Origin of the sequence: Melaminivora alkalimesophila, assembly GCF_000282995.1 — a bacterium.
Classification (GTDB): Bacteria; Pseudomonadota; Gammaproteobacteria; order Burkholderiales; family Burkholderiaceae_C; genus Melaminivora; species Melaminivora alkalimesophila.
In genome coordinates this window covers 1-495 of sequence record NZ_ALEE01000266.1, presented here as the reverse complement: position 1 = coordinate 495, position 495 = coordinate 1, and the positions used below count along the sequence as shown (strand labels likewise).

The following is a 495-nucleotide window of genomic DNA, read 5'->3' as shown; positions in this document are numbered from 1 at the left end:
GGGGCGGCGCTGCTGTCGCTGCCGGTGGCGGCGGCCCTGGGCGGGGCGCCCAGCGCGCAGGGCGCCACCTGGATGGTGGTGCTGTACCTGGGGCTGGTGGCGACGGGCCTGGCCTACCTGCTGTTCAGCAGCGCGCTGCGCGTGCTCAGCGGCGCCACGGCCGTGACGCTCGCGCTGGCCGAGCCGGTGACGGCCTTCGCGCTGGCCATCGTGGTCGTCGGCGAGCGGCCTTCCGCCATGGCGGCGGTGGGTCTGTGCGGCGTGCTGGCCGGGCTGGGGCTGGTGATCGCCGCCGAGCTGCGCGCCGCGCGCGCCTGAGCGGCGGAAACACGCAACCGGCCCTGTCGGGCGGGCTGGGCAGCGCCGCGGCACAGCCGCCTACAGGCGCGCCGGCCCGCGCGCGCATAGACTTCGGCCTACCATGCGTCCGAACCGCCTGAACCCGACTGCCGCTCCTTTGTCTTCCGCCTCTGCCGCCGATCCCGGCTGCGGCTG

1 protein-coding gene is annotated in these 495 nt (G+C 76.6%); it reads left to right on the top strand.

From position 1 onward, the window contains the following. A partial coding sequence (locus A612_RS04890) for an EamA family transporter (RefSeq protein WP_019373422.1) occupies positions 1-318 on the top strand: 318 nt, incomplete at its 5' end. Between the last annotated feature and the right edge of the window lie 177 nt (positions 319-495).